This window comes from Methylocystis sp. (assembly GCF_050251305.1).
Taxonomy (GTDB): Bacteria; Pseudomonadota; Alphaproteobacteria; order Rhizobiales; family Beijerinckiaceae; genus Methylocystis.
Map to the genome: position 1 here is coordinate 42,507 of NZ_JBFWNB010000017.1, position 22,117 is coordinate 64,623.

Genomic DNA, 22,117 nt, shown 5'->3' on the forward strand with positions numbered 1-22,117 from the left:
TCACTCTCCCCTGGAGCGGGCGGGCGGCTTGGGTTTGCCTCCGGCCTTCTTGAATTGGGTCTGCACGCCGGCCGGAGCCAGCGGCTTTTGTTTCTGTTGCGCGGGACCGCGAAAGCGTCCCGGTCCGCGGCGCGGGCGCTCCTCCGCCTCGGCCCCGTCCTGCGTCTCGTCGGCCTGCTGAAGCTTGCCGGCGCGCAGCGATTCGCGGATCAGCGCGTCGGTGAGCACCAGCCGGCCCTCGTCGAGATCGGCGAGCGGCAGCGATACGGCCTTCTCCTCGTCGGCGCGCGCGTCGGTGCGCTCCAACGCGAGCAGCGCGCCGCGGCCTTCGCCTTCGACGCCACGAATGACGCCGCGAAAGCGCTTGCGTCCGCTCGCGAGCGGATGCGTCAATTCGATCCTCGCCTCATGGCCCATGGCGCGCAGAAAATCGGACATGCGCACCAGCGGACGGTCGACGCCCGGAGACGAAACCTCCAGGCGATATTCATTGGCGATGAGATCGGCGACGTCGAGTTCGGGCGACAGCGCCTGGCTTGCCGCCTCGCAATCCTCGATGGTCATGGCGCCGTCCGGACGCTCCGCCATGATCTGCAGCGTCTGGCCGTTCTGCTGCATGAGCCGCACGCGCACGATGCGATAGCCCAGCTGCGCCAGCACCGGCTCGGCGAGATGCGCCACGCGCGCCGCGACGCCCGTCTCGCTGACGAGACGCGGTTCGTCGAGGGTCGCAATGGCGGCGGCATTTTCCGTCAAGCCTGGTCCTTGAAGCTCCCGGCCGATCAAAACAAAAAAAGCGGGTCCCCGGAGGGCCCACTCTCAATCGGCGATCACCGGAGAATGATCGTTATGAGATGAAGTTCGGCTCTATATGGCAGGAGACGCGCGGAAAATCAAGAAAACTTGAAACGGATCGCTCGGCTGGCCGTCGTGGCCCAACCGGAAGAGGGTTTCCGAGCATCTGCCACTTCAATTCTCCCCTTCTGACTTATGCATAGCGCTCTTTATCGCGACCTTTGCTATCAACACACATGCCAAGATAATAACTGCAAGAATTTGCCCTCCCGCTGGAAACAAAACAAAAAAACCTCTATTACGGCCTTCGACGATTTGGCTTCCCCTTAAAACCTGAGACATCTCAAAAAAGCCGAATTCGCGGAACGCGAATATTATTATGAACGAACCTACTCCCAGCTTAGCATAATACCAAAAGCGTTCTGCGATTCTTCGCTCCGCTATGGGTCTTGGCGTCAAAACCAAAGGCAATCCGACGAAGAGATTAATCAAGGCAAGAATATTGGAGACAAAGCCATATTCGAGCAAAAAAGGCGTAGGCTTCCTTATGAAACCCTGCTCAAACGGGAGAACAGCAAACCACTCAAACCGTTGCAAGAAGCTTTCGGTAAAAAGAAGCTCATCCGGCCCACGATTCAATAGATAAGCCCCAACCGCAAAACCAAGAAAGGGACTGTATCCGATAAACTTCGCCATTGGGCTGTATACGATATCATCATATTCAGGTTCTTCCGGCGGCTCTGCATCTTTCATCGTCACCTTCCCTGCGTATGCGCTCGGGCTCTCCGACGGCGCCGCCGTCGATTGGCGAGGCCTCCGGAGACTGTCCGTGTTTTGCTTCTCAAGCGATTTACCAGAGATTGACGCGGCGGCGCTATTGATGCGCGCTCCGCCGGACAATCTGTCTCGCGATGCGCGCGAGAGCGCAGGTCCTGCTCGCAGCGTGCAAGTCACATCCGCTTTCGCGGGAATGGCGGGCGGCGGCGCATGTTGACCTCGCGCCCATGCGCTCATAGGTTCCCGCCGGGTCTGACGTAGTTCTTTCATTGCGGCCGTTCGGGCGCAGCCGCGACATGAGACATTTGGAGATTATTATAGAAGCGCGTTCGTTCGCCGACGCTGGAGTCGCGCGTCGTCCCTCCCATCTTCGCCCGCGCGCATGCATCCCGAGGCGCTAGACTCGCCGCCCGCCGACGCTGGCGGCGTCGCCATGGCCCTGGACCTGGAGCCCGCGCGCGACGTCCTGCGTCAGGAGGAGGGCTTCCTGGCGCAGTCGCAGGAGCCCTGGCTGCGCTTTTCTGGTTTGCGGATATTTCCCCCAGGGGGCTTCGTCGAGCTCCGCTATACAGCGAGCCTTTACGACGAGCCCGTGCGGCCCATCCTCCGCTTCTGGCTTGGCGGAGAATTCAGAGAGCACATTTTGCCAGGGCCCTGCGAAGGCGCGGGCGTCTGGGTCGGGCGCGTTCCCCACGGGACGACGGAAGTCTGGATCAGTCCGACCAATCGTCCGGGCCCCTTTAACTTCCGCATCCTGAGCGCGGGGCGGGTGAGCCGCTTCGAGGCGCTGCGCAAAGCGGCGGCGGCGCCCAAGCGGCTGTTCTTCGCGCTTTCCGCCGGCATGGTCGGCCTGACGGCGGAATCGGAGCTCAACTGGCGCTGGGCGTTCGGCGCCGCGCCCCTGTCCGCCTATTCCAAATGGCGCACGGCGCGAATGCGCGAAACCGAGCCCACGTTCGATCGGCCTCGCAGCGACTGGTCGAAGGGGCCGCGCATAGTCGCGCTGGTCGACGCCCGCGGCGCGGCCCCGCGCGACATCGAAACGACGCGCGCGAGCGTCGCCGCGCAAACCTATCCGCATTGCGCCTTCCTGATCACGACAGGCGAGGCGCAGCTCGACGCCGGCGATCTCGTGCTGCCGCTCGTCGCCGGAGATCGGCTGGAGCCATACGCCTGCGCCTGCTTCGTCGAACATTTCGCCCGACATCCGCAACACGCCATCGTCTCTGCGGATGAGACGCGCGGCGAAGGCGATGGCTTGCGCCCGGTCTACAAACCGGGCTGGAGCGCGACGCTGCATCGGTTCGGCAACTACATCGGCCGCGCCGCCTGTTTTCGGGCCGGCCTTCTTTCAAAACGTCGCGGCTGGCGCGACGCCGGCGCCGACGAATTGATCGACGGCCTCCTGTCGGCCGCACAGAACCAGGAGGTTGGCGCGCTGCGACGGCCTTTGTTCCATCTCGCGCGCGCGACGCAACCGCAGCGGGCGACGATCGACGCCGTATTCCGCGGCGCGCCGCCCGCAGTGACGCTCGTTATTCCGACGCGCGACCGCGTCGATCTGCTCGCGCCCTGTCTCGACAGCGTGCTGCGCAAGAGTCTCTATCCTCAGTTTGACGTCATTGTCGTCGACAATGACAGCGTCGAGCCGCGCACGCAGGCGCTTCTGCGCGAGCGACAGGCGATGGACGCCCGACTGAATGTCCTGCGTCAGCAGGGCGCGTTCAATTTTTCCGCGCTCTGCAACGCCGGCGCGCGGGCCGCGCGCGGCCACTTTCTGGTCTTCCTGAACAACGACACCGAAATTGTGACGCCGGACTGGATCGAACGGCTCCTCTTTTTCGCCATCGCGCCGGATGTCGGCGCCGTCGGCGCAAAGCTGCTGTATCCCGGCGGCGCCGTTCAACACGCCGGCGTCTTGCTTGGCATGGGCGGGGTGGCGGGCCATTTCGGCGCGGGCGGGCGCGAAGAAGACCGCGGATGGATGGGCCGCAATGTCTTGCCGCATGAGGTTTCGGCGGTGACCGGCGCATGTCTGATGGTCGAACGTCGCAAGTTTGATGCGGTTGGCGGCTTCGACGAGGTCGAGCTTCCGGTCGAGCTCAACGACGTCGACTTATGCCTGCGTCTTCGCGCGCAAGGCTGGCGGACGCTCTGCAACACGCAGGCGACGTTGATCCATCGGCAGTCAGCGAGCCGCGGCGGCGGCGCGCTTCGTCTGCAGCGCGTCTATGAGAGCGAGCGCCGCGCATTTTACGAACGCTGGCGCGCCGTCATTCGCGACGATCCGCATTTCCACCCGGGGCTATCTCTCTACGCCAACTATGAAGCTTTGCCATGACGTTAGACGCTTGCGCGGCGCCTTCGACGCGCTTAATTTGCGGCGCAGAGAAAATCGTCTGCTCAGCCCCAATGCGGGGCCGCTAGGGACCGACGGCGTAGTGCGCCTGAGCGATTCAGCCTCAGTTAACATGCGTGGCGCATGAAGAAGGTCAGCGACTTGAGGGTAGATGAGCACGCATCGAGCTCCGAGACCGCCTAAACTGTCAGAAGTCGTCGCGACCGCGCAGAACGTCGCGGCGCGCTTCTCATCCAGGAAAGCGATTGAGATTCTCTCGCCGCTGACGTCGAAGGACGCGGCGAGCCGCCTGCCGGCGCTGATCCGCGAACGGGTGGAGGACATCGCCGAGAAAATCGCGACCGCCAAGTCGGGCGCGGGCGGCGGTTTGATCCGACACAGCTTTCTGATCGCCGTCGTTCTCCCGACGTTTCTGTTCTGGCTTTACGCCTGCTTCTGGCAGTCGGACCGCTATGTCGCCGAGACGAGGCTGACCGTGCGCGCCCAGCAGGAAAAGAAACTGGCGGCCGACCCGACCTCGATCATCTCCAAGCTGACGGGCGGCGGCGGCGGCAATACGTCCTCGCAGGACGCCTTCATCGTGCTCAATTATATCAAGAGCCGCGCGATCGTCGCCGACCTCGGCGGGCGCGACTACATGGAGAAGAAGTTTGCGCGGCCCGGCGTCGACTATTTCTCGCGCCTCGGCAGAAACGCCAATGCGGAAGAGATCTGGAAATATTGGCTGAGCCATATTTCGGCCAGCGTCGACACGCTGTCCGGCATTTTGACCGTGCGCGCCGACGCCTTCCAACCTCAGGACTCGCTGGATATTGCGCGCGATATCGTCAGACTGAGCGAGCGCCTCGTCAACAAGATCACGCTGCGCAATCGCAGCGACGCATTGAGCCGCTCTGAACTCGAAGTGACGCTCGCCCGCCAGGCGCTCGCCGACGCGCGCGAGAAGACGCTTCAGTTCCGCAACAAGAACGTCATCATCGATCCCGGTTCGCGCGCCGCAAGCATCGGCGAATTGATGGGCAAGCTCACTCTGGAGCGCATCGATATCGTCAACGCGCTTTCGACATTCTCGTCGTCGCTCTCCAACGATGCGCCGAGTCAACGCCTGCAGCGCACGCGTCTCGCCGCAATCGACCAGCAGCTCGCCGCGCTTAAGAAGAAGCTTGCGGACACACAGGCCCCGGATACCGTCTCCGCGCAGATCGCGAGTTATGAGCGTCTGAAGCTCGACGAACAATTTGCCGAGAAACTCTATTCGATCGCGCAAGTTTCCTATCATCATGCGCGACAGGAGCTTGAAAAGCAGCAGCTCTACATGGTCACGGTCGTCGAGCCGACGCTGCCGGAATCCGCGACCTATCCCAAGGCCGCGATCAACACGATACTGCTGTTTTGCGCGCTGCTCGTGGCCTGGGCGGCGATTTCGCTGATCCTGGCGAGCATCGACGATCACATGGTCTGAGTGTCGCGCGCGACGGCGTCGGCGTCGTCGGACAGCGCGGAGACGATCGATTCCTCGGCAAAAGAGTAAAGCGCCAGATCGTCCTCGAGAAGATCGGCGACAAGGCTGATGCGCGACAGCCGGTCGGCGAGCGCGCCGATCGACGGGTGCACCACCGGTTCATAGTCGCCGGCGAGGTCATGGCCGAGAATGCCGGCGAGCAGCGCGCTGAACTCACGGAAGCGGCTGCGCACGCCGACAAGATCCATCGACGCCAGATTCTCCAGCGCCGTCGTGACATGGCGCCGCTCCGGCGTCTCGCCCGGAATGCAGCCGAACATTCTCGTCATCGGGCTCTTGAGCGCGTCGCGCTCCTCATCGGTCACGTTCCGGAATTTCGCCAGCATGCCCTTTGGGTCTTCGAGCGGCAGATCGCGCACGAAATTGGTCAGCGGCGTCAGGCCTGTGAAGAGCAGCGGCAGCATATGCGTCGATTCCGACTTCTGGATCAGGCCGAGGATCACGAGCCGCTGCGCCAGCTCCTCAAAGGGATCGCTGAGCAGCGCCGCCGTGGTGAACTGGGCGTTGGACAGAAAATGCGAATAACGCGGAAAACTCGAGCGCCCCGACATGAAGATCGATTTGTTGAAACCATTGTTGATGAGCACGAGCATCGTTTCGAAGGCGTAACGCTCGGTCGAGGGATAGGTCAGCGTAAACAGATTTCTCGACCGGCCGCCCAGCTTCTCGATGGGACGAATCGAACTGTCGAACAGAAAAAACTTACGCTCGATGTGCTTGCCCGTCTTGAACCGGCGGTAGATGAGGATTCCGGTGTCGGCTTCGAGCAGTTCGATGTCCTCGGCGCCTGCGAGGCCCGCGACGATCTTGTCGTCGACGACGAAGCCGACGAGGCCCGTGGCGTGAACGCCCAGTTCGCGCACGTCGAGACGCTCCAAGGTCGCCGAAATCTCGATATCTTCCTGTCCCGGTCTGCGGATCAGGATCTTGGGAACGGCGGAAGGATTGTCCGGGGCGAGCCAACCTCGGATTGCATCGCCGCTGTCGCCGTCAATATTGAAGAACACGATTGCTCCATGGCGTCGAAGAGGCGCAATCGGTCCCTGCCATTGCGCCTGCTGTTTCGTCGGCTACTTGGCCATATGGTCGCGAACCAGGAAGGCGACGGCGACGAGCGCGAGCCAACCGATCGTCGCGGGGGCGACGATGATCGCCCATTCGAGCCAACGCCGCGGATAGAGTGATTTCTCCGCGAGAGTCGGGCGGAGGAAGGAAACGAGATAGGCGCGCTGCGTTTCAAGATCGACGCGCGCGCTTTCAAAGGTCGCCGCGGCAAGCGCATAGCGCTGCTGCGCGAGGTCAAGTTCGATCTGATGGCTCGAAAGCACGCCGGCGCGCTTCGCCAGCGATCCGGCGCCCTTTTCGTCGCCGCTCGCAATTTGCGCCGAATATTCGTCGATCTGGCTCTTGAGGCTCTGAACGCGCGCCGCGAGCAGCCGCGCCTGAGGCGAATCGAGCGCCGCCGAGTCGCTGTGCAAGGCGAGGTCGCCCTCTGTCTGCGCCAACTCCAGACGCAGCGCGGTGATGATCTTGTTGATCGCCTCCGCCGCCGCTGGCGCGTCGAGCACGCCTTCGGCGTTGCGTGCGTCGCGCATGGCGGCGGTCGAATTCTTCAACTGTTCCTGGGCGCGCGTCAGTTCCGTCCGCGCCTGCGCCAGAGCGTCGCGCCGCGAGCGCGTCGACATTTCATTCACCAGCCGTTCCGAAAGATCGATGACGTTCTGCGCGATCGCGAGCGAATCGCGCGGCGTGAAGGCGCGGACATTGACCGAAATAATGCCGGATATCAGGTCGATGCTCGCGTCGATTCGCCGCTTCCAGTATTTTTCCAGGTCCTCGACAGAATCTTCCGGATCGAATTTCGAAAAATAATCGACGCCCGGACGCGAAAACATCGCGCGCAAGTCGATCTTTCGGTCGAGCGCTTCGACCATCGACCGGCTCCGGATGAAATTGACGAGAACCTGCGCATCCTGCATCTGCTGGGCGGCTTGCGTCCCCATAGCGCCGCCGCTCAAGAGATCGAGGCTCGACGCCTCGCCTGCGCGCAACGCGAATTTGGTTTCGGTCACATATTGCTTGCTGGCGATCAGTCCCCAATAGATCGAAGCGACGAGGAACGGCGCAATAACGCAGGCGGCGAAGCTGACGAGAACGCCGAGACGGAACGCGCGATCGCCGCGCCGCGCCTGAAAGCCGCCGCCGCCGGCGATGACCCGCGCCGGCGCGCGCGATTTGTTCGCGGCCCTGCGCAACGCGCGCGCGATCGACTTCGCCTTCAAGGCCGCGTCCTGCGGCGTCAGAGGCGACCGCTCGGGTTCGGCGACGGTGACCGTGACCTCCGGATGCTGCGCGTGAGCGGCTTCAGGCATTGAGCTTCTTATAGAGTTCGATCGCGTCGTCGACGTTGCCGAAGACGTGAATCTGCCCTCCCGCCAGCACCATGCCGCGATCGCAATAGTGCTGAATGGTCGTCATCGCATGCGACACCATGATAACGTCGGCCGTGCGCCGACGCCTGGCGAACTCCTCCTGGCACCGCGCCGCGAAGCGCGCATCGCCGACTGCGGTGACCTCGTCGATGAGATAGCAGTCGAAATCGATGGAAAGCGACAGCCCAAAGGCGAGACGCGCCAGCATGCCGGACGAATAGGTGCGAATCGGGGCGTCGATATAGGCGCCGATCTCGGCGAAGTCCTCGACGAAGTCGACGACCTTGCGGGTGTCCTGTCCGTAGACTCGCGCGACGAACTTCACATTTTCACGGCCGCTGAGCATCGGATGCAGGCCGCCGGAAAATCCCAGCGGCCAGGAGACGCGCGACGCGCGCACGACCCGGCCGCCATTGGGCAGCTCGGTGCCCGCGAGAAGGCGCATCAGAGTCGATTTGCCGGCGCCGTTGACGCCAAGAACGCCGTAGCTGCGGCCAGCCGCGAAATCGAGACTGACATGATCGAGCACGACCTTCCTGTGGCCGTGCGAACGATAATACTTAAAAACATTGTCAAGCTTGATCATGATTCCCGAGCGGCGGACGGTCGCGACTCATCGCCTTTCCCCAGGCGCAGCCCCCAACGCGGCGCGGGCCTTCGTTACGCCGGATTTCTGGCTAAGTCATGGCGACGCAAACGGTTTTCGTATATGCGGCGGTGGTTGAATTTTCTTAAATTTCCTCGCCGCTGGATTGCCGCAGCTCGAGTGGAAGGCGCCAGCATGACGGACAGGAAATCCGAAACCAGGCTGCAATGGGCGCGCCGCCATCTGCGCAACGGCTATATTATCCTGACGACGCGCGGCGTCGTGGCGCTTTACGGCGCGGCGATGCTCGAGCTGGCGAAACTCATCGATTCGCCGGTCGGCGTGTTTCTCGCGCCGCGCGATCTTTTGCGGGACGGCCCGCGCCTCGTTCGCGAACAGGGATTGCGCGCCGCCTGCGGCGCCGTGTTGCGCCAGATCGCCGCGCAATATGATCCGCCGCTCGGCCGACGGCGCAATCCGATCAACGACCCGCTGCGTCAGGCGGCGATCAGCTATTACTACGCCTATGAATTGACCAAGCCGGACGGGGTCGTTCCCTCCCGCCGTCCGGTCAATGAAATGGATTTCGCGCTCGAAACGCCTTTCGCCTACGACGCCGCGCCGCAGCGCGCGCGCGCCATCGTCGCCGTCGTCCACGCCTTCTATCCAGACGTGCTGCCGCTCGTCCTGGAAAAATTGCAGAATGTTCCCGGCGCGCTCGATCTCTGCATATCGACGGACACCGAGGAAAAGAAGCGCGCCATCGACGAAATCTGCGCCAAGTGGCGCAAGGGCAAGGTCCTGACCCGCGTCTGTCCGAATCGCGGGCGCGACATCGCCGCCAAATTTTTCGGTTTCCGCGACGTCTACGCCGATTATGATCTCTTTATTCACCTTCACACCAAGCGCTCGCCGCATGGCGGCGCGGCGCTGGCGCGCTGGCGCGACTATCTCATCGATAATCTTCTCGGCTCGGAGCGCATCGCGCGCTCGATTCTCTCGCTGTTCGACGATCCAAAGCTCGGCATAGTTTTTCCGCAGCATCTCTTCGAGCTGCGCGGCATTCTGAACTGGGGCTACGACTACGATCTGGCGCGCAATCTGTTGAAGCGGATGGATATCGAGATCGACAAGAATCTCACGCTCGAATTTCCCTCCGGCTCCATGTTCTGGGGCAGAACCGCCGCGATCCGGCCGCTGCTCGACCTCGACGTAGATTTCGACGACTTTCCACAGGAGAGCGGTCAGGTCGACGGCACTCTCGCGCACGCCATCGAGCGCTCGCTGTTGATGATCGCCGAATCGCGCGGCTTCGAGTGGCTGAAAGTCGCGCAGCGCGATCTATATCCGATGGGCCATACGCTGCTGCCGGTGCGCAGCGCCGAAGACGTCGCGACGCATCGGCTCAAGGTCTTCCAACCCTCGCTCGCCTGCGTCGACTCCAATTTTCACCCTTTCCTGAATTTTATCGCCGAAACGCGGCCTCTGCTCTCCTATCCGTCGCGTAACGATCGGCCGCGGCTGACGCTGCTGACGCCGAGCGTCAATCCGCGACAGACCTTCGGCGGGATTGCGACGGCGATGAAACTTTTTTCAGCGCTTCTGAACGAGCTCGGCGGCGACTTCGACGCGCGCATCATTGCGACCGACGCGGACATCGAGCCCGAAGCCTATGCGACGCTGGCGGACTATGCGCCGGTTCCCTACGCCGCAAGCCTCGACGCCGAAACGGCGGCGCTGGTCGACGCCAATGAGCGGGAAGGCGGGAGGCTGAACGTGCGCGCCAACGACGTCTTCTTCGCGACCGCCTGGTGGACGGCGGAATTTGCGCGCGCTCTGGAGCGCGACAGGGCGCGCTATTTCGGCGGCGAGCGCCCGTTCGTCTACCTCATTCAGGACGACGAGCCTTACTTCTACGGCCGCGGCGCCAAGTCCTGCCTTACCGAAGCGACCTATCATCACGGCGATCAGACGATCGCGATCGTCAATTCGGAAGAGCTTTTCTCGGTCATGACCGGGAAATATCGGTTCCGTGACGCCTATTATGTTCCCTACGAGATGAACGAACGGATTCGGGAACGTCTTGCCAGCGTCGCGCGCGAACCGACGATGCTCATTTATGGTCGTCCGTCGGTGACGCGCAACGCTTTCGAACTGATCTGCGCGGCGCTCGTCATCTGGCAGCAGCGCGATCCGATTCGCGCGAGTCGCTGGAAGATCGTTTTTCTCGGCGAGGATTTTCCCGAATCGCTTCTCTATCCTGTGCAGAACGCGACCGTCGGCGGGAAAGCCCGTCTCGAAGATTACGCCGACTTTCTCAATCGCGCGCTCATCGGCGTTTCGCTGATGATCTCTCCGCACCCGAGTTATCCCCCGCTCGAAATGGCGGAAGCGGGACTTGCGACAATCTCCAATGCGTTCGAAGGGAAGGATCTGCGTCGCCGCTTCGACAACATCGTTTCGCCTGAGCGGCTCGACCCGATGTCGCTCGCGCAGCTGATCGAGGACACGGTGTCGAGTGTGGAGCCCTTCATCGGCGCCATCGTTCCGCGTCAGCGCCACGCGCCGCCGCCGGGCGACGCGACGCGTCTCTTCGATCCCAAACGCGTCGCCGCCGATCTGCGGCGCGCTGCGGCTTCGCCGCTCTATGCGACGGGCGAGAACTCCCGTTCCGTCTCCAAGAGCACTTGCGAGATATATTGACCGTAGCCGCTCTTGGCGAATTTCGACGATGCGGCGCGCGTCTGCGCGGCGTCGATCCACCCGGCGCGGAAGGCGATTTCTTCGAGGCAGGCGACGCGCTGCCCCTGACGTTGCTCGATGGCGCGCACATATTCGCTCGCTTCGATCAGCGCCTCCGGCGTTCCCGTGTCGAGCCAGGCGAATCCGCGACCGAGTCGGGCGACCTGCAGTTCGCCAAGCTCCAGATAGATGCGGTTGAGATCGGTGATCTCCAATTCGCCGCGCGGGGAAGGATTCAATTGCGCCGCAAATTCGGTCGCGCGCTCATCGTAAAAATAGAGGCCGGTCACCGCCCAATTGGAGCGCGGGCGCGTCGGCTTTTCTTCGATCGAGACGGCGCGGCCGGCGGAGTCGAATTCGACGACGCCGTAACGCTCGGGATCGCGCACATGATAGGCGAACACTGTCGCGGCGCTGCGTGACGATTCGCCCAGCACTTCCGGCAGGCCATGGCCGTAGAAGATATTGTCGCCGAGGATGAGCACCGAGGGTTCGCCATCGACGAATTCGGCGCCGATGATATAGGCCTGCGCCAACCCCTCGGGCCGAGGCTGCACGGCGTAAGACAGCGACAGCCCCCACTGCCCACCCCCGCCGAGCAGCCGCTTGAAGGAGAGCAGATCCTCCGGCGTGGTGATGATCAGGATCTCGCGCACGCCGGCGAGCATCAGCGTGCTGAGCGGGTAATAGATCATCGGCTTGTCGTAGACCGGCAGCAATTGTTTCGACGTGACGAGCGTCATCGGATGCAGCCTGGTGCCGCTTCCTCCGGCGAGAATGATGCCGCGCATGAGAATCCTATTCAGTTTGGAATTAATCGGGAGACGCAGACGTTGACGGAGTCGCGCCATTTCGGCAGCGCGATCCCGTAATTGAGTTCAAGCTTGGAGCTGTCGAGCCGCGAATTCGCCGGTCGGCGCGCCGGCGTCGGATAGTCAGAAGTGGCGATACGCTTGACGCGGACGGGCTTGCGTCCCTGAGTCTCCGCCGCAGAAAAAATCGCTTCCGCCATCTCCGCCCAGCTGGCTTCGCCCCGACCGGCCATGTGGAAAACGCCGCGCAGGCCAGGATCCGGGTCGTCGACCAGTCGTTCCGCGATGGCGAGCAGCGCGTCGGCGATGTCGAGCGCGCTCGTGGGATTTCCGATCTGGTCCGCGACGACGCCGATTTCATCGCGCGTCTCGCCGAGGCGCAGCATCGTCTTGACGAAATTCGCGCCGAAGGGGCTGTAGACCCAGGCGGTGCGCAAAATCACGCAGTCGTCGCAGCGCGCCGCGATCTGCCGTTCGCCTTCGAGCTTCGACCGTCCATAGGCGCCGGTCGGGCCGGGCGCGTCATCTTCGCGATAGGGGCGATCGAGCGCGCCGTCGAAGACGTAGTCGGTCGAAAGATGCAGCAGCGGCACCTTCAGTTCGGCGGCGGTCTCGGCGACGAAGCCCGCGCCCGCGCCATTGACGCGCATCGCGACGTCCGGCTCGCTCTCCGCCTTGTCGACCTGCGTGTAGGCGGCGGCGTTGACGATGGCGTCGCAGCGCACGCTGCGCAGCGACGCGAGAACCATCTCCCGAGAAGAGAGATCAAAGCCCGGACGGCCGAGCGCAAGCATTTCAACGCCTCTCGGCGCGCGCTCGATCAGCGAACTGACGACCTGGCCTGTGAGCCCGGTCACGGCGATGCGCTTCATCTTGCCCACTTACGCGAAAACCTCCGCCAGATCGCGCAGCCGCGGCCATTTGCGATCCTTTTCCGACAGCACGGCGCGCTCCGCGGCGACCGGCCAGGCGACGCCAATATCGGGATCGTCCCAGGCGACGCCGCAATCATGCTGCGGCGAATAGAAATTCGTCACTTTGTAGAGCACTTCCGTATCGGGTTCGAGCGTGACGAAGCCATGCGCGAATCCGATGGGAATGAACAGCTGGCGCCAATTCTCCTTCGAAAGCTCGACGACGACGTGGCGCCCGAATGTCGGCGACGACCGCCGCAGATCGACGGCGATATCGAGAATTCGACCGTTGACCACGCGCACGAGCTTGTCCTGCGCGAAGGGCGCCGTCTGATAATGCAAGCCTCGCACTGTGCCGACGTCGCGCGAGAGCGAATGATTGTCCTGGACGAAGTCGAAATGCAGTCCGGCGTTCGCCCAGGTTTTTTCATTGTGCGTTTCGCAGAAGAAGCCGCGCTCGTCGCCGAATTTTTTGGGCGTGACGAGCTTGAGCCCCGACAGCTCGAGATCTTCGAACAAGCGTCCCCCCTCCGGCGCGTCAGGCGACGGCTTGTTCGTCCTGCTCGCCAAGCACCCCAAGCCGTTCGCCGCGGTATTTGCCCGAGCGGATCGCCTGCCACCAGTCGGAATTGTCCAGATACCAGCGCACAGTCTTGCGAAGACCGGTTTCGAACTGCTCGGCCGGCCGCCAACCGAGTTCACGCTCGATCTTCGTGGCGTCGATGGCGTAGCGCAGATCATGTCCGGGACGATCGGCGACGAATGAGATGAGGTCGCGATGCGGTCCGGCGCGGCGCGGACGGAACTCGTCCATCAATGCGCAGATCGCTTCGACCACGTCGATATTGCGCCACTCGTTGCGCCCGCCGACATTGTAGGACTCGCCGACTTCGCCCTCGCGCGCCACGCGCAAAAGCGCAGAGGCGTGATCCTCGACATAGAGCCAGTCGCGGACATTCTCGCCACGGCCGTAGACCGGCAGCGGCTTCTCCTCAATCGCGTTGATGATGGTGAGCGGAATGAGTTTTTCCGGGAAATGATAGGGGCCGTAGTTGTTGGAGCAATTGGTGACGATCGTCGGAAGGCCGTATGTGTGGCGCCAGGCGCGCACGAGATGGTCGGAGCCCGCCTTCGACGCCGAATAGGGCGATGTGGGGGCATAGGGCGTGTCTTCGCGAAACAGCCCTTCCGCGCCGAGCGCGCCGAACACTTCGTCGGTGGAGATGTGCATGAAACGGAAGTCGCGCGCGCGGGCGCGGTCGAGATTGCGCCAGTAGTCGAGAGCGGCCCGCAGCATGACGAAGGTGCCGACGAGATTGGTTTCGATGAAGGCGGCCGGCCCGTCGATCGAGCGGTCGACATGGCTTTCGGCGGCCAGATGCATGACGACGTCGGGATGAAATTCCGCGAAGGCGCGCGCGACCGCGGCGGCGTCGCAAATGTCGGCCTGCAGAAAGGAAAAGCGCGGACTGTCGGCGATGGGCCGCAGCGACGCCAGGTTGCCCGCATAGGTCAGCTTGTCGAGAACGAGAATCTGATCGACGCCCTTGCGGACGATGGCGCGCGCAACCGCCGAGCCGATGAACCCTGCCCCTCCGGTGATCAATATTTTCATCAAAGCCCCGCTTTTCGCTATCGCTCCGCCCTGAAATCCGCGCCCTCACGCCCGCGCAGGGCGGCTCTATTGCGAAGGCGGCGGTCGGCGCTTTCGCCGTGTACGCGCACTATGTGGCGGAACAACGTCATGGGATTGCATCAGAATTTGGCGCAGCCGCGAGCGAGACGGCGCGGCGACGCCTGTGCGCGCGGCGAATTGCGCGACCGACGGGCGGGCGGATATGCTTCCGCCCGACTTCAGCTTCGCATGGCGACGGCGCCATGCCTTACTCTCGGGCGCGGCCGTCGATGTGGAGAGAGCAGTTCGACTATTTCTGGGACGGCCGGCGCCGGTTGGCGATCGGCTGGTTCGAAGGCGCGGAACGCGCGGCGGCCGCCGCCGCGCGGCCGGAGCTCACGGTCGTCTCGGCCCGCGACGAGCGCTTCACGAACGCGCCCGCGCTCGTCGACGTCATCGACGCCGCGCGCTGGCGCGCGCGCATCATCGTCCTCGATCTGCCGCCCGAACATCGATTCGTTCGGCTGACCGCCGCCGACGGCGCCGAAGTCGCTTTGGCGCTCGTCGCCGAGCGCGACCTGCCGCAAGGCGGCGACTGGCGCCTGCTGCTGACCATGCTGCCGGACGCCGGCGGCGCCGACCCGGTCGCGTTCCGGCTGGCGGCGTTTCCGTCGCGCGGCGATATCGAAAGGCTCTCGCGCGAGCAGACCGCCGCCGCCGGCGCGCGTTTGGTCTGGGCGATCGGCCAGCGGCGCGTCGTGGAGCGCGCCGACGGCGCCGTCGTCATTCGCCTCGCCCTGACGCGCCGCGTCTTCCCGGCCTATCAAAGCCGACTTGTCCTTGAGGCGGCGCCTTTCGATTCGTCCGCGGCGAGCGACGCGCGCGAGGCGCCCTTCGCGATCATGGAGCATTGGCTGCGCGAGTCCGGCGCGCCGCGCGTCATCCTTCGCCTGCGCATTCCCGATTCGATCGAAGAGAGCGCGACGCTACTCGGCCGATGCAGCGTCGCGCTGGCGATGAACCAGCGCCGCCGGCTGAAGGGCTGGACGCTCGATCAGCGGGCGGCCGGCGAACCCGCCGTCGATCCGCTCACCTTCGAAGACATCCGGCAGGCGACGGGCGATCCGAACGAATATCCGGACGCCGCGGAAACGGCGGATCCGGTCGTCGTCGGCAATCTTCTGGCGCTGCTTATCGATCCGGAAGAAGCGGAGGTCGATGGAATCGCCCTGCGCCGCAGCCGCGAGAAAAGCGCGCCCGGCATGGGCGAGACGGTCGAAATCGAATTTTACGGGGCGGCGCTTGGCGACGACGTCGGACTTGTCTGCCCGGCGGCGGGCCCCGGCGATCTCGGCGTCGCGCCGGTCGATCCGGGCGGTCCGCCGTTCGCGCGACTCTTTCGCATAGAAGGCGACGGACTCGTCGCCCGCCGCGCGACGGATGACGAGGGGCTGCTCGACGAACTCATGCGGCGCGCCGCCGACTCCGCGCGCGCCGCGACCGGCGCAGCCGCCCGCGCCGTCGCCGAACGCGCCGCCGGACTGAGAGGCCGGCGCGACAAGCTCGTCGCCTCGCTCAACGGCGCGCTCTCGCGCGCCGAGATCGGCGCGCGCTTCGAACCGCCCGGCCTGTGGGATGCGCTCGAACCTCTGACGCAAGCGAGTTTCGCGGCGCTCGTCATCGGCGCGCCTCCACCGGCCCGCGAACGGCTGCAAGATCTCGGCGGCTACAACGCCTTCTGCGCCGACCCGCCGCTTGCGGCGGCGGTCACGCAGGGCGGCGAATTTGCGCAATCGGCGCGGCTTCCCGGAGAGTCCGCCGCAGCGCGCGGCGCGCCCTCTCTCCTCGCGCGCTATCTCGACGCCTGCGGCGCGCGCGGCATGGCGCCGGCAGGCATTGACGCTTCGCAGGAGGCGCGGCTCATGCGCGCGCTCCTGAAGGAGCCGGAGATGGAAGCGCTGCGCGCGGCGCGCGTCGCGCTGGCGATCGACGACGGCGTGAGACGCGAAGCCGCCAAGACGGCGCGCGTCATCGCCGACGCGCCCGCCGTGGAGCGGGCGCGAACGCATTTCGCGGAGACAGGCGCGAGGGACGCCGCCCACATGCTCGACGCCTATCTCGAGATGCGGCGCGCCGGCGGCTGGACGCCGCCGCATGAAGCGCCGACTCTCGCCGCGCTCGTCTCGCGCGCCAGCGTCGAACTCGACGCCGCGCGGCTCGACGCCGAGAATCTCGGCCGGAGGCCGCCGGTCGAGGACAGACAGAAAGGGTTGATGGCGACGGTGCGCGGCTTTTTCGGGCGCTGAGGATTGCCTTGCGCGGCGCGAAGCCGGCGCTGTTTTGATGCATGAGGCTATTTGAGAAAGACCAAAATATGCAGAGCGACCCGTTTGGCGAGATCAACACGACGTTCCGAACGCTCTATGGCGCAAATCGCGAAGAACTGTTCGCGTCGACTCCGCTCGCGGCGATCACCTTGATCGGGACCGGCGAAATCTGGCGCATCGAGCATGGCGAAGTCGTACAATCCTATCCGCCGGCGCCGTGGCTGCGTCAGGTGAAATCGCTGATGCATGCGGTCATCGGCGCCCAGGCGACCTGGGCGCGTCTCGTGCGTGGAAAGGATCCCGAATCCGCGCGGCAGGCGGCTGTCGTCCTGAATAAGGCGCTGGAGGAGGCTGTCTCGCGTCTCGCGCTCGAACTGCCCGCCGCACTCGCCGCCCCCGCTCAGATCGTTCTCGGCAAGCTGCTGCAGCTTGCGGTCAACTGGTCGGCCGGTCAGATGGCGTCCCCCGCAGAGTTCCCCGAAGCGCTGCGGCAGGTTCGCGTCGAGCTGGAAAACGTCATCGCCATCGTCGGCGAGGAGGCCTACGCGTCGATCGTCAAGGGTTTGCGCGCCTTGATCGACGAAAGCGACCCGGCTGTTTGGGAAGAGTCTCTGTTCGCCGTCTGCGGCGTGGCCTTCGGACGCCGCGACAATGTCGAGATCGCAGCCGCCATGTCGGTGATGGGCGAAGATTGCGTCGGCACGCGGCTTCTCTATCTCGAGAATGCGCACGACGTGGCTCAGGGCATGGCGTGCATCGCCGCCGCTCTTACGGATCGCGCGCTCGGCGTGGACGTATTTGGCGATCCCTACCGGATGTGGCGCGACATTTTAGGCGATGTCGCCGCCCGGCATGTTGGGAAAGGTTTCTTCCCTCCGCTCGGCCCCGATTGATCGGAACGTCCCTGGCGGTCTGCGCGGCGACGCATCTGCGGCGCCGATCGGCTGCGCTGTCAGAAGACGCCCGCATTATAGGCGGCGATGTGGCTGAGTTCGCCGAACGCCATGGCGATGTTGAGCGCCTCGGCGGCCAGCACGATGGCGACGGCGCCGAAAATTCCTGTCGTGATCATCGTTTTCATGACGTTCTCCTGTCTTCGATGATCAGAACTTACGGAGCGGCGCGCTGAGACGCTGTGCGCCAGCGCACAAGCGCGACGACGATGCGCTGAGGAGCGGTCCTCTCCCGGCAGTCAAATGTCCGAATTTCATTGCGCAATTTGCAGGATGCTGTTTCTAACGATGCGCGACGAGCTTCGTTGCAGCATTCCAAATTCTAAATGGGGAGGATTGAATGGCTCCTAAGATAATGGCGGTCGCGGTCGGCTTGGCGCTTTTCGCGTGGTGCGCGCCTTCTGCATCGCTGGCGCTTGAAACGCACCTTTCGGAAGCCGTTTCGCACACGCGCGAAGCCGTGGTCGCCGGCAGAGAACATGAACCAAGCGCCCTGGTCCGCCACGCGACCGAAGCGCTCCACCACGCCGAAGCCGCGCAGAGGGAGAACCCCAACCGGCACGTAAAGGCAGGCATCCGGCGGTTGAAGGAAGCGATCAAATTCGGAAAGAAAAAGCGGAGCGCCGCCACCACGATCGCCGACCGCGCGCTGCAGGAGCTTGAACGCGCGCCGCATTAACCGCGTATTGAGCGGCGGCGTTAATCCGTCGCTCAATCGAACACAAAAATTCGGACTGGCGCACAGGAGAGAGTGCTGGCCTGCTAACAATCCTTCGTTACAAAAGCTTAATTTGTCGCTCTTGGCGCCAGACATACATGGAGCTCAACCTTCCACTGCTCAACAATTGAGGCCCCGTCTTGCGCAATCGATTCCTCACCCTGATGTCCGTCGCGATGTTCGCGGCCGCCGGTCTGTCAGGCGCCGCCCTCGCCGTCCCGCCGGCAACCGACCATCCTGCAACCGATCAGTCCGCGAAGACCGATGATCACGGTTTCTCTCCGGAGGACCGCTCGGCTTTCCTGGACGCCCGGGTGGCGGCGCTCAAGGCGGGCCTAAAGCTCACCGCGGCTCAGGAAAAAGCTTGGCCTGCGTTCGAAACCGCATTGCGCGAAACATCGAAAGCGCGCGCGGATCGTCGGGCCGACTCGCACGAAAAATGGAAAGACATCCACGAGCATCACGATGTGATCGAGGGCCTGCGGCTGCGCTCCCAGGGCCTCACGACGCGCGGCGCAGAGCTTGGCAAGCTTGCGGACGCCGCCAAGCCGCTCTTCGACAGTCTCGACGATGCGCAGAAGCACCGCTTCGCCATCCTTCTCAAGCATGCGCTGAAGCCGCATGGACATGGTGGACATCATGGACATGGGCATTGGGGAATGAACGCGAAACATTGACAAGGCGTCGGCCGGCCGCGAGGGGCGGCTATTCGCGCGACCATGCTCTACATGCCCCATTGCGCGAGCGCCGCTTCCGCGCCCGGCGCATCGTCCCTGATCCGATAGACGGTCTGCCGTGAAAGTCCCGTCGCGGCCGCCACAGACCCGATGCTCGTCCCCTGACTGAGCATCTCGCGCACCGCGTCAAACTGCGCGCGCGAATAGCTAGGCTTGCGACCGCGATATTTGTTATCGCGGGCGTTCGCTTTCGCGCGTTCGATCCCCGCGCGCTGCGCTTCCTTCGCGGTTTCCGTTTGAGCTTGCGCCGTCGCCGCCATGTACGCCATCAGCGCGTCCTGCACGGCGTGCCGCGTGGGGTCCGTTGTCGCGCCATCGAAGGTCAGTCCGCCGACGATCGTCCGGACGATGACGCCGCGCCGCATGAACTCTCGAATGGCGTCCGCCGCTTCAGCAGAGTTGCGCCCTAATCGATCAACCCAACGGACGATCAACGTATCGCCCGCGCGCAGGAGATCGAACAGACGACGACCTTGCGGCCGCTCCGAAAGACGCAAGCGGATGCGATCGACATCCTCATCCCAAACGACATTGTCGATGGCGAATCCGGCCGCGCGCGCCTGTGCCGCCTGGTCCGCGATCGTCTGGCCCATGGTTGAGGCAGGAGCGTAGAGGATCGTCGTCATGGGCGCGGTTTCGTCCGTTAGGATGGCGTCCGCAAGATTACATGTCCGTTAGGCTAGATCAAGCCTTACGGACAACCAAATTCGACGGTTCCGTATCCCGAGCTTGCGCAAGCCCTTACGGACATTTCGCGCGCCGCGGCCCGGATAATTGCGCAAGAGTTGCTTGGCTTCCGATCCGCCCGGCTGATAAAATCCGGGCCTCGGCTCAGCCTTTCCCACGTCATCCGTAACGAGTAGCTGGAGTTTTCTGCGTCATGTCTGACGACAGTCACGACGACATTCTGAATTTGACCGATCCGGCGGAATACGCCGACGCGGTCTCTCAACGCACGATGGCGTTCTGCCATTTGGCGCGGCTCGCCGACACGGTCGAAGATGAGACCGTCAAGGAGCTCTGCGTCACGATGCTGCGCAAACTCAATTCCAGCATGCGGGCTCCCGCCGCAGCCGAACTACGCTCGATTGAAGGCGCGTCACGAAGCTAATGGACATGCCGCGCCATCAGCCGGCGACGCGCTCACATCGCAGCTGAGCGTCGATCGACGCCCGCGTCGGGATGTTTCGAGGATCGGCCGTCTCGAGATCAGGCGCGCCCGCTCATGCGCGAGCGGCAGTGACGAACGCCAAATGAAATCGAAAAATCGGCGAGAGCAGACGGCGATCGCCCTTCGATTTGGTGCCCAGGAGAGGACTCGAACCTCCACGGCTTTCACCACTGGTACCTGAAACCAGCGCGTCTACCAATTCCGCCACCTGGGCATCGAGCCCGTCTCATAGGGGCGGCGGATGCCCCCTGTCAATGCGCGCCGTGACGAAAAGGCGAGACGACCCACGCGACCAGGCGGAGAAGCTTCGCTGACGCATTTTCCTCGTCGCGAAATTCCGCTAGAGCATCGGCGACCATTTTCCCGGCGACGGCCGGCGCGACGCAAGCGGAGCAAATCGCAATGATCGGCGACAATAACCAGACCATTGGCGAAGGACGTGTGGTGACGGTGTTCGGCGGCTCTGGCTTCGTCGGCCGTTACGTCGTCCGGGCGCTGGCGCGCGACGGCTGGCGCGTGCGCGTCGCCTGCCGCCGGCCCGACCTCGCCTTCTATCTCCAGCCGCTCGGCCGCGTCGGCCAGGTCATGGCGGTTCAGGCCAATGTGCGTCATCCCGAGTCGGTCGCGGCGGCGCTGCGCGGCGCTTCGGCCGTCGTCAATCTGGTCGGCATTCTCGCCGAAACCGGCGCGCAGAAATTTGCGGCCGTACAGGCCGGCGGCGCGCGCGTGATCGCCGAAGCCGCGAAGGCGGCGGGGATCGACAATGTCGTGCATATGTCCGCGATCGGCGCCGACCCGGACTCGCGCTCGGCCTATGGCCGCAGCAAGGCGGAAGGCGAGGCGGCGATGCGCGGCGAGATTCCCTCCACGATCATTCTGCGGCCTTCGGTGATTTTCGGACCGGAAGACGAATTCTTCAACCGCTTCGCCGCCATGGCGCGCTACTTCCCCGTCGTGCCCGTCGTCGGCGCCGATACGAAATTCCAGCCGGTCTATGTCGGCGACGTCGCGGAGGCGGTTGCGATCGCCATCGCCGGGCGCGCCAAGCCGGGCGCGGTTTACGAGCTCGGCGGTCCCGAGGTCAAAAGCTTTGCGGAGATCGTCGACTACGCGCTCACGGTCGCGCAACGGGAGCGCCGCATCCTGAAGCTCTCCTTCGGCGCCGGCAAGCTGATGGCCGCCATGACGCAGATGCTGACCACGCTTTCCCTCGGCCTCTTCCCGAAGCTGCTGCGGATGACGCGCGATCAGGTGGAACTGCTCAAACACGACACTGTCGTCAGCGACGACGCCGCATCGGAAGGACGCACGCTCAAGGGACTTGGCGTCGCCGATCCGCAATCGATCGAAGCGATCGTGCCGACCTATCTCTATCGCTATCGCAAGGTCGGTCAGTATCAGACGCAGCGCATGGGCGAATCCGCCTAGAGCGCTTCCCGATCACCTAGAATCATGTGATCGATAAGGAATCGCTCAAAACAAAGACGTTGGAGCAGGTTCTCATCGAAAAAGTCTGTCAACTTTTTCGGAAACCTGCTTGTCTTATGACTTTCCGCGCCGCTTCGGTGAGAAGGAACCGCTGGGAGAGGGTTGCCGCCCTCTCGTCAGCGGCGAGGGACGGATCGGGAAACCGCGGACCGTTTGACGGGTCGAGCTA

The 22,117-nt window shown here is 63.9% G+C and carries 20 protein-coding genes and 1 tRNA gene; 9 read left to right on the top strand and 12 right to left on the bottom strand.

Annotated features, from left to right (window positions below):
• On the bottom strand, nt 1-756 hold the full coding sequence (gene rimP / locus AB7F41_RS08055; protein ID WP_428383761.1) for a ribosome maturation factor RimP: 756 nt from the start codon (nt 754-756) through the stop codon (nt 1-3).
• A gap of 213 nt (nt 757-969) precedes the next feature.
• Nucleotides 970-1,548 carry a hypothetical protein gene (locus AB7F41_RS08060; RefSeq protein ID WP_428383763.1) on the bottom strand — a complete coding sequence of 193 codons (579 nt, stop codon included), beginning with the start codon at nt 1,546-1,548 and terminating at the stop codon, nt 970-972.
• 457 nt (nt 1,549-2,005) lie between these two features.
• Between AB7F41_RS08060 and AB7F41_RS08065 the strand changes: the two genes are divergently transcribed.
• Both AB7F41_RS08065 and AB7F41_RS08070 read left to right on the top strand, forming a co-directional pair.
• Nucleotides 2,006-3,913, top strand: coding sequence for a glycosyltransferase family 2 protein (locus AB7F41_RS08065; protein ID WP_428383765.1), 1,908 nt, complete (start codon nt 2,006-2,008; stop codon nt 3,911-3,913).
• Nucleotides 3,914-4,082: 169 nt separating this feature from the next.
• Complete coding sequence (locus AB7F41_RS08070) at nt 4,083-5,393, top strand: hypothetical protein (protein ID WP_428383767.1); 1,311 nt, start codon at nt 4,083-4,085, stop codon at nt 5,391-5,393.
• On the opposite strand, the gene AB7F41_RS08075 is transcribed toward AB7F41_RS08070, so the two are convergent.
• The 3 genes from AB7F41_RS08075 to AB7F41_RS08085 all read right to left on the bottom strand — a co-directional run bounded on the left by AB7F41_RS08075 (nt 5,381) and on the right by AB7F41_RS08085 (nt 8,471).
• Entirely contained in the window at nt 5,381-6,460 is a 1,080-nt protein-coding gene (locus AB7F41_RS08075; RefSeq protein ID WP_428383769.1) for a hypothetical protein, read from the bottom strand. The genes AB7F41_RS08070 and AB7F41_RS08075 overlap by 13 nt on opposite strands.
• 63 nt (nt 6,461-6,523) lie before the next feature.
• Entirely contained in the window at nt 6,524-7,825 is a 1,302-nt protein-coding gene (locus AB7F41_RS08080) for a hypothetical protein (protein WP_428383771.1), read from the bottom strand.
• Nucleotides 7,818-8,471: an ABC transporter ATP-binding protein gene (locus AB7F41_RS08085; RefSeq protein ID WP_428383773.1), complete on the bottom strand. Its 654-nt coding sequence runs from the start codon at nt 8,469-8,471 to the stop codon at nt 7,818-7,820. Before AB7F41_RS08085 ends, AB7F41_RS08080 begins: the two co-directional genes overlap by 8 nt.
• 195 nt (nt 8,472-8,666) lie before the next feature.
• Between AB7F41_RS08085 and AB7F41_RS08090 the strand changes: the two genes are divergently transcribed.
• Nucleotides 8,667-11,174, top strand: coding sequence for a rhamnan synthesis F family protein (locus tag AB7F41_RS08090; RefSeq protein ID WP_428406502.1), 2,508 nt, complete (start codon nt 8,667-8,669; stop codon nt 11,172-11,174).
• Here the strand turns inward: AB7F41_RS08090 and rfbA are convergent.
• The 4 genes from rfbA to rfbB are packed head-to-tail and all read right to left on the bottom strand — an operon-like array spanning nt 11,117 to nt 14,554.
• Complete coding sequence (gene rfbA / locus AB7F41_RS08095) at nt 11,117-12,004, bottom strand: glucose-1-phosphate thymidylyltransferase RfbA (RefSeq protein WP_428385828.1); 888 nt, start codon at nt 12,002-12,004, stop codon at nt 11,117-11,119. The genes AB7F41_RS08090 and rfbA overlap by 58 nt on opposite strands.
• 11 nt (nt 12,005-12,015) lie before the next feature.
• Entirely contained in the window at nt 12,016-12,897 is an 882-nt protein-coding gene (gene rfbD, locus AB7F41_RS08100) for a dTDP-4-dehydrorhamnose reductase (RefSeq protein WP_428385830.1), read from the bottom strand.
• A gap of 9 nt (nt 12,898-12,906) precedes the next feature.
• The gene (rfbC, locus tag AB7F41_RS08105; RefSeq protein ID WP_428385826.1) at nt 12,907-13,458 is read right to left on the bottom strand and encodes a dTDP-4-dehydrorhamnose 3,5-epimerase; all 552 of its coding nucleotides are present in this window, start codon (nt 13,456-13,458) and stop codon (nt 12,907-12,909) included.
• Nucleotides 13,459-13,477: 19 nt separating this feature from the next.
• A complete protein-coding gene (gene rfbB / locus AB7F41_RS08110) occupies nt 13,478-14,554 on the bottom strand; it encodes a dTDP-glucose 4,6-dehydratase (protein WP_428385824.1) in 1,077 nt (358 codons plus the stop codon).
• Between the two features lie 263 nt (nt 14,555-14,817).
• Between rfbB and AB7F41_RS08115 the strand changes: the two genes are divergently transcribed.
• Entirely contained in the window at nt 14,818-16,860 is a 2,043-nt protein-coding gene (locus AB7F41_RS08115) for a hypothetical protein (protein WP_428385822.1), read from the top strand.
• A gap of 68 nt (nt 16,861-16,928) precedes the next feature.
• Nucleotides 16,929-17,774 (top strand): hypothetical protein, encoded by an 846-nt coding sequence (locus AB7F41_RS08120; protein ID WP_428385820.1) that lies wholly within the window; start codon nt 16,929-16,931, stop codon nt 17,772-17,774.
• A 59-nt stretch (nt 17,775-17,833) separates the two neighbouring features.
• Here AB7F41_RS08120 and AB7F41_RS08125 read toward each other — a convergent pair whose 3' ends face one another.
• Nucleotides 17,834-17,962, bottom strand: coding sequence for a hypothetical protein (locus AB7F41_RS08125; protein WP_428385818.1), 129 nt, complete (start codon nt 17,960-17,962; stop codon nt 17,834-17,836).
• Nucleotides 17,963-18,174: 212 nt separating this feature from the next.
• Here AB7F41_RS08125 and smbP point away from each other — a divergent pair, with 212 nt between their 5' ends.
• Both smbP and AB7F41_RS08135 read left to right on the top strand, forming a co-directional pair.
• On the top strand, nt 18,175-18,513 hold the full coding sequence (gene smbP, locus AB7F41_RS08130) for a small metal-binding protein SmbP (protein ID WP_428385817.1): 339 nt from the start codon (nt 18,175-18,177) through the stop codon (nt 18,511-18,513).
• Between the two features lie 179 nt (nt 18,514-18,692).
• Nucleotides 18,693-19,229 carry a Spy/CpxP family protein refolding chaperone gene (locus AB7F41_RS08135; RefSeq protein WP_428385815.1) on the top strand — a complete coding sequence of 179 codons (537 nt, stop codon included), beginning with the start codon at nt 18,693-18,695 and terminating at the stop codon, nt 19,227-19,229.
• Between the two features lie 47 nt (nt 19,230-19,276).
• On the opposite strand, the gene AB7F41_RS08140 is transcribed toward AB7F41_RS08135, so the two are convergent.
• The gene (locus tag AB7F41_RS08140) at nt 19,277-19,915 is read right to left on the bottom strand and encodes a recombinase family protein (protein WP_428385813.1); all 639 of its coding nucleotides are present in this window, start codon (nt 19,913-19,915) and stop codon (nt 19,277-19,279) included.
• Between the two features lie 254 nt (nt 19,916-20,169).
• Here AB7F41_RS08140 and AB7F41_RS08145 point away from each other — a divergent pair, with 254 nt between their 5' ends.
• Entirely contained in the window at nt 20,170-20,400 is a 231-nt protein-coding gene (locus tag AB7F41_RS08145) for a hypothetical protein (protein WP_428385812.1), read from the top strand.
• 189 nt (nt 20,401-20,589) lie between these two features.
• Here the strand turns inward: AB7F41_RS08145 and AB7F41_RS08150 are convergent.
• Nucleotides 20,590-20,674 (bottom strand) — tRNA-Leu (locus AB7F41_RS08150).
• Nucleotides 20,675-20,862: 188 nt separating this feature from the next.
• Here AB7F41_RS08150 and AB7F41_RS08155 point away from each other — a divergent pair.
• A complete protein-coding gene (locus tag AB7F41_RS08155) occupies nt 20,863-21,888 on the top strand; it encodes a complex I NDUFA9 subunit family protein (protein ID WP_428385810.1) in 1,026 nt (341 codons plus the stop codon).
• The last annotated feature ends 229 nt before the right edge of the window (nt 21,889-22,117 follow it).

Coding starts and splice junctions, on each gene's coding strand:
- AB7F41_RS08060 (WP_428383763.1), bottom strand. CDS start 1,548: ATGAAAGATGCAGAGCCGCCGGAAGAACCTGAATATGATGATATCGTA.
- AB7F41_RS08065 (WP_428383765.1), top strand. CDS start 2,006: ATGGCCCTGGACCTGGAGCCCGCGCGCGACGTCCTGCGTCAGGAGGAG.
- AB7F41_RS08070 (WP_428383767.1), top strand. CDS start 4,083: ATGAGCACGCATCGAGCTCCGAGACCGCCTAAACTGTCAGAAGTCGTC.
- AB7F41_RS08080 (WP_428383771.1), bottom strand. CDS start 7,825: ATGCCTGAAGCCGCTCACGCGCAGCATCCGGAGGTCACGGTCACCGTC.
- AB7F41_RS08085 (WP_428383773.1), bottom strand. CDS start 8,471: ATGATCAAGCTTGACAATGTTTTTAAGTATTATCGTTCGCACGGCCAC.
- AB7F41_RS08090 (WP_428406502.1), top strand. CDS start 8,667: ATGACGGACAGGAAATCCGAAACCAGGCTGCAATGGGCGCGCCGCCAT.
- rfbA (WP_428385828.1), bottom strand. CDS start 12,004: ATGCGCGGCATCATTCTCGCCGGAGGAAGCGGCACCAGGCTGCATCCG.
- rfbD (WP_428385830.1), bottom strand. CDS start 12,897: ATGAAGCGCATCGCCGTGACCGGGCTCACAGGCCAGGTCGTCAGTTCG.
- rfbB (WP_428385824.1), bottom strand. CDS start 14,554: ATGAAAATATTGATCACCGGAGGGGCAGGGTTCATCGGCTCGGCGGTT.
- AB7F41_RS08115 (WP_428385822.1), top strand. CDS start 14,818: ATGCCTTACTCTCGGGCGCGGCCGTCGATGTGGAGAGAGCAGTTCGAC.
- AB7F41_RS08120 (WP_428385820.1), top strand. CDS start 16,929: ATGCAGAGCGACCCGTTTGGCGAGATCAACACGACGTTCCGAACGCTC.
- AB7F41_RS08125 (WP_428385818.1), bottom strand. CDS start 17,962: ATGAAAACGATGATCACGACAGGAATTTTCGGCGCCGTCGCCATCGTG.
- smbP (WP_428385817.1), top strand. CDS start 18,175: ATGGCTCCTAAGATAATGGCGGTCGCGGTCGGCTTGGCGCTTTTCGCG.
- AB7F41_RS08140 (WP_428385813.1), bottom strand. CDS start 19,915: ATGACGACGATCCTCTACGCTCCTGCCTCAACCATGGGCCAGACGATC.
- AB7F41_RS08145 (WP_428385812.1), top strand. CDS start 20,170: ATGTCTGACGACAGTCACGACGACATTCTGAATTTGACCGATCCGGCG.
- AB7F41_RS08155 (WP_428385810.1), top strand. CDS start 20,863: ATGATCGGCGACAATAACCAGACCATTGGCGAAGGACGTGTGGTGACG.